This window comes from Streptomyces sp. MB09-02B (genome assembly GCF_033794485.1).
GTDB lineage: Bacteria > Actinomycetota > Actinomycetes > Streptomycetales > Streptomycetaceae > Streptomyces.
The window spans coordinates 1-4,300 of the sequence record NZ_JARGEE010000599.1 but is presented as its reverse complement, the minus strand read 5'-3'; the positions used below and the strand labels follow the sequence as shown (position 1 = coordinate 4,300).

Genomic DNA, 4,300 nt, shown 5'->3' with positions numbered 1-4,300 from the left:
GTGCAGCCCGACCCACTTGATGGAGTCGAAGCCGATGCCGTCCCAGGTGGTGAAGGCCAGCAGGATCGACGCCAGGGCCGTCACCCAGACGAGGGCGACGTGCAGGATCGTCGGCAGACCCGCCATCAGGCCCAGCGTGAGCCTGTCCCGGCGGGTGAGCAGCCGCCGGTGGCCCAAGGGCGCCCGCCGCCGCTTGGCCTGACCCTTGGTCACATTCTCCGGGTTGCCCGGGGGCGGCCCTGCGGCCGTCCCCGGGGTGCTGGTGGTGCCGGTCCCGGTACCGGTGTTCGTGGTGACGGTCATGCGGATGCGAAGATCGTCTTCTTCTGGCGCTCGATCGACGCCAGCAGGCTGTCGACGCCCTTGGGGTCGCGGATGAACTTCTGCAGCGCCGGCTGCATCACCGTGGAGGTGAAGTCCGGGCGGCTGTCGCGGTCCATGAACTGGGTGAGGTGCTTGGCGCCGGCGATCGTCGCGTACGCCTTCTTCTGCAGCGCGGTGTACGAGGAGGTGTCGGCCTTGTTGGAGGCCGCGACCAGGCTCGGGTCGGACTTCAGGTAGATCTGCTCGGCCTCCGGGGTGCCCAGGAACTCCAGGAGCTTGGCCGCGCCGGCCTTGTTCTTCGGGGCCTTGGAGAGCATGAAGCCGTCGGTGGGTGCCTCGACGGTGTCCTGTCCATGCGCGGAGTCGATCTCCGGGAAGGGGAAGAAGTCGAGGTCGTCCAGGTCGGCCTGGTTCGTGAACTGCTGTGCCACGAAACTGCCGAACAGGTACATGCCCGCCTTCTTCGAAATCAGCGTCTGCGCCGCGTCCTGCCACGTGCGGCCGACAGCGCCCTCCTGGTGGTAGGGGAGGATCTCGGCCCAGTGGTCGAAGACGGTGCGGACCTTGGCATCCGTCCAGGACGCCTTGCCGGCCATCAGCTCGACGTGGAAGTCGTAGCCGTTGGCGCGGAAGTTGAGCTGGTCGAAGGTGCCGAGCGCGGGCCAGGCGTCCTTGTCGCCGAAGGCGAACGGGACCAGTCCGTCCTTCTTCATCTGCTTGCACAGCGCGACGAGTTGGTCCCACGTGGTGGGGACGTCGTAGCCGTACTTCTGGAAGACGCTCTTGCGGTAGAAGACACCCCAGAGGGAAGTGGAGATCGGAACGAAGTAGTACTTGCCGTCCTGGCCCTTGCTGAGCGCCTGCATCGCCTCGGGGAAGTTGCCGCCGATCTTCTGCCACACGTCGTCGATCGGGGTGGCGAGACCCTTGGCCGCGAAGAACTGCATGCGGTAGCCGGCGAACCAGTGGAACACGTCGTCCGGGGTGCCCTGGAGGTAGGAGTTGATCTGCTCCTGGAACGTGTTGTGGTCCTTGGTGTTCACGTCGACCGTGATCCCGGACTGCTTCGTGAACGCCGCGTAGATCTCGGCGAACGCCTTCTTCGGCACCGCGTCCGACGCGTTCGACCCGACGCTGACGGTCTTCGGATCGGCAGCCGTACCACTGCCCCCGCACGCGCTGAGCAACGGTACGCCGGCGCCGAGGACGGCTGCGCCACCGATACCGCGCAGGACGGTACGACGGCTGGTAACGGGCATGGGCCGACCGAGGGAGGAAGGGTGCATTTCGGCTCCTGAACAGGGCGGCCATGCCCGGGCGGCACGTCGGCCCAAGGGATGTGACGGGGAAGTGGTCGTTCACACGACCAGGGAAGTAAACACGATCGAACAAATCCGACCGGCGGTTGCGAGGAAGACTGGACGCTCCGGGGAGTCACTGTCAAGCCCCTCTGGCCCGGGCTCGGGGTCGGCCGTGCAGGTCGGTAGAGCGGCCGATCTACCGTCGGACGGGTGCGGCGACCTCTTTCGGTGAGCGGGCCCGAGAGTGTGGTTCTGCCGCTTGACCAGCACATATGCCCGCCAGAGGCGCCCTCCTCGCGGCAGCTGCGACACCCTTCGCCGACCGGCAGCCCTCCATTGCACCCGCTGCCGCTCATCGGAATCGATACTGCGGGAACCCTTGACGTAGGGCTGTCGGCTACGTAGACATGACCACGCGGTCAGACCGCGTGGTCATACACTTGACCTCCTTCGATGCAGACGCACGGCCGTCGGGAGACTTCATGGCAGCAGTGGTGGGACGAAGCGAGGGCTCCACTGTGCCGCGCAGCGCGGATGTGGCCCACCTGGCCGGGGTGTCGCGCAAGACGGTGTCCCGGGTCCTCAACAACGAGCCCTATGTCTCCGAAGAGGCCCGCACAAAGGTCCTCGCAGCCGCCGGGGAACTCGGCTACCGGCTGAACCAGGCGGCCAGGGCACTGGCCTCCGGGCGTACCGGCTCGATCGGCGTGGTCGCCCTGGGCACCGCCGGGTACGGGACCGCTTCACTGCTCGTGCACATCGAGCGGGCCGTGCGCGACGCGGGTTACGCGCTCCGTGTGGTCAACACGCCGGATGGCGACCCCGCGGGTATCGCGGGGGCGGTGGAGTCCCTGCTCGAACAAGGGGTGGACGGCGTCGTTGTCTCCGAACCCGTCGTGGAGGGCGACGTCGGCGTCCGCGTCGACGTCCCCGTCCTCTTCATGGGGGCACCGCCCGCGTTCACCGCCAGCCGCACCGTGACCGTGGGTGTGGGCGCACACGAGTTGGCGCGGGCGGCCACCGAGCATCTCCTGGACCTGGGGCACCCGACCGTTCATCATCTCGCCGGCCCGCGGCGCTGGTACGCCGCCAAGGACCGCATCGACGGGTGGCGGGCGGCGCTGGCGGCGCGGGGCGCGCACGAGCCGCCGCTGCTCAACGGTGACTGGTCGGCGGCCTCCGGCCATGCTGTGGGCCGGGCGCTGGCCTCGGACCGTTCCGTGACCGCTGTCTTAGCGGCGGGCGACGAGATGGCCATCGGCCTCATCCACGCCCTGCGGGAAGCCGGGCGCCGGGTGCCGGAGGACATCAGTGTCGTCGGCTTCGACGGCAACCCGGTCTTCGCCTTCGTCTCCCCTCCTCTGACCACCGTGCGCCAGCCCTTCGAGGCTGTGGCTCGAGAGGGCATCCGTCTTCTCGTGCACGCGATCGAGCAGCCCGACACCGACCTGCCGCAGGCGAGCGACCCACCGGTCGAACTCGTCGTACGCGGCTCGACCGCGCCTCCGCCGTCCCACCCCGACACAGCGGGTCGGCGCACCGACTGACACGGCCCCGGCAGCAACAGGGAGGACACCCGTACGCCGGGGACCACTCACACCAGCTGTCCCACCGAGAGGCCGACCGGCCCGATCCCCGGGCCGTCGATCCCGGGCAGGCCGTCGCGACGCCATCGTGTGCCTGGTGCCTGGTGCCTGGTGCCTGGTGCCTGGTGCCTGGTGCCGTGTGCCGTGTGCCGTGTGCCGTGTGCCGTGCGCCGTGCCTGTACGCGGTCGCGGTCGCGGTGGACGCGCCTTCGGGCTCGCCGCTTCTACCCGGATCCTTCCGGGGCGGCGGGCACCACTCATCCCATCCCATCCCATCCCATCCCTATGTCTGAGAGCCGCACATGTCCTCTGCACTGTCGGGCGCCAGACCCGGCGCCGCTTCGCGCTCCGTCCCCGCCACTCTCCTGTTCCTGCTGCTGGCCCTGGCCGTCGCGGCAGCGACGCTCGTCCTGCCGGCCGCGGGCAGGGCGGATGCCCTCTCCCGCCCTTCCGGGACCCTGTACACCCCGCCGTCCGACGCGCTCTCGCCCGGCAGCTACTACCCGCGGGCGATGCGTCTGCAGCACAACGGCTCGGCCAACGGCACCCTGCTCGCCACGTTCGAGCAGTACCGCGTGGACATGCCCGTCTTCCCGATCTACCGCTCCACCGACAACGGCGCCTCCTGGACGAAGATCTCCGAGGTCGCCGACACCCAGAACGGCTGGGGCATGCGCTGGCAGCCCGAGCTGTTCGAACTGCCCAAGGCCATGGGCGGATTCCCCGCCGGCACCATCCTCGCCGCCGGCGACTCGGTGCCCTACGACCGGGGCGGCAGCAAGATCGACCTGTACGCCAGCACCGACCGCGGCCAGAGCTGGACCTTCGTCACCAACATCGCGACCGGCGGCAAGGCCACGGACACGAACGGCAACACGCCCGTGTGGGAGCCGTTCTTCCTGGTCTCCGGCGACAAGCTCATCGTCTACTACTCCGACCAGCGCGACCCCGACCACGGACAGAAGATCGTCCACCAGGTCTCCACCGACATCCGCAACTGGGGCCCGGTCGTGGACGACGTGGCGATGCCCACCTACAGCCAGCGCCCCGGCATGCCGACCGTCGCGAAGATGCCCAACGGCAAATACA

At 68.9% G+C, this 4,300-nt stretch carries 2 protein-coding genes and 2 pseudogenes; 2 read left to right on the top strand and 2 right to left on the bottom strand.

All coding sequences use genetic code 11. From position 1 onward, the window contains the following. Positions 1 to 303, bottom strand: a pseudogene (locus tag P1P70_RS41440) (sugar ABC transporter permease); the annotation flags it as partial. Then, on the bottom strand, positions 300 to 1,583 hold the full coding sequence (locus tag P1P70_RS41435) for an ABC transporter substrate-binding protein (RefSeq protein WP_319247183.1): 1,284 nt from the start codon (positions 1,581 to 1,583) through the stop codon (positions 300 to 302). The gene P1P70_RS41435 and the pseudogene P1P70_RS41440, both read right to left, overlap by 4 nt. A 524-nt stretch (positions 1,584 to 2,107) precedes the next feature. Between P1P70_RS41435 and P1P70_RS41430 the strand changes: the two genes are divergently transcribed. Together P1P70_RS41430 and P1P70_RS41425 are read left to right on the top strand one after the other, a co-directional pair. Beyond that, positions 2,108 to 3,172, top strand: a complete 1,065-nt coding sequence (locus tag P1P70_RS41430) for a LacI family DNA-binding transcriptional regulator (protein WP_319247181.1) — start codon at positions 2,108 to 2,110, stop codon at positions 3,170 to 3,172. 341 nt (positions 3,173 to 3,513) lie between these two features. Then, positions 3,514 to 4,300, top strand: a pseudogene (locus P1P70_RS41425) (exo-alpha-sialidase); the annotation flags it as partial.

Excerpts from the sequence above, each read along its gene's own strand:
- P1P70_RS41430 (WP_319247181.1), top strand. The coding sequence starts at position 2,108 with ATGGCAGCAGTGGTGGGACGAAGCGAGGGCTCCACTGTGCCGCGCAGC.
- P1P70_RS41435 (WP_319247183.1), bottom strand. The coding sequence starts at position 1,583 with ATGCCCGTTACCAGCCGTCGTACCGTCCTGCGCGGTATCGGTGGCGCA.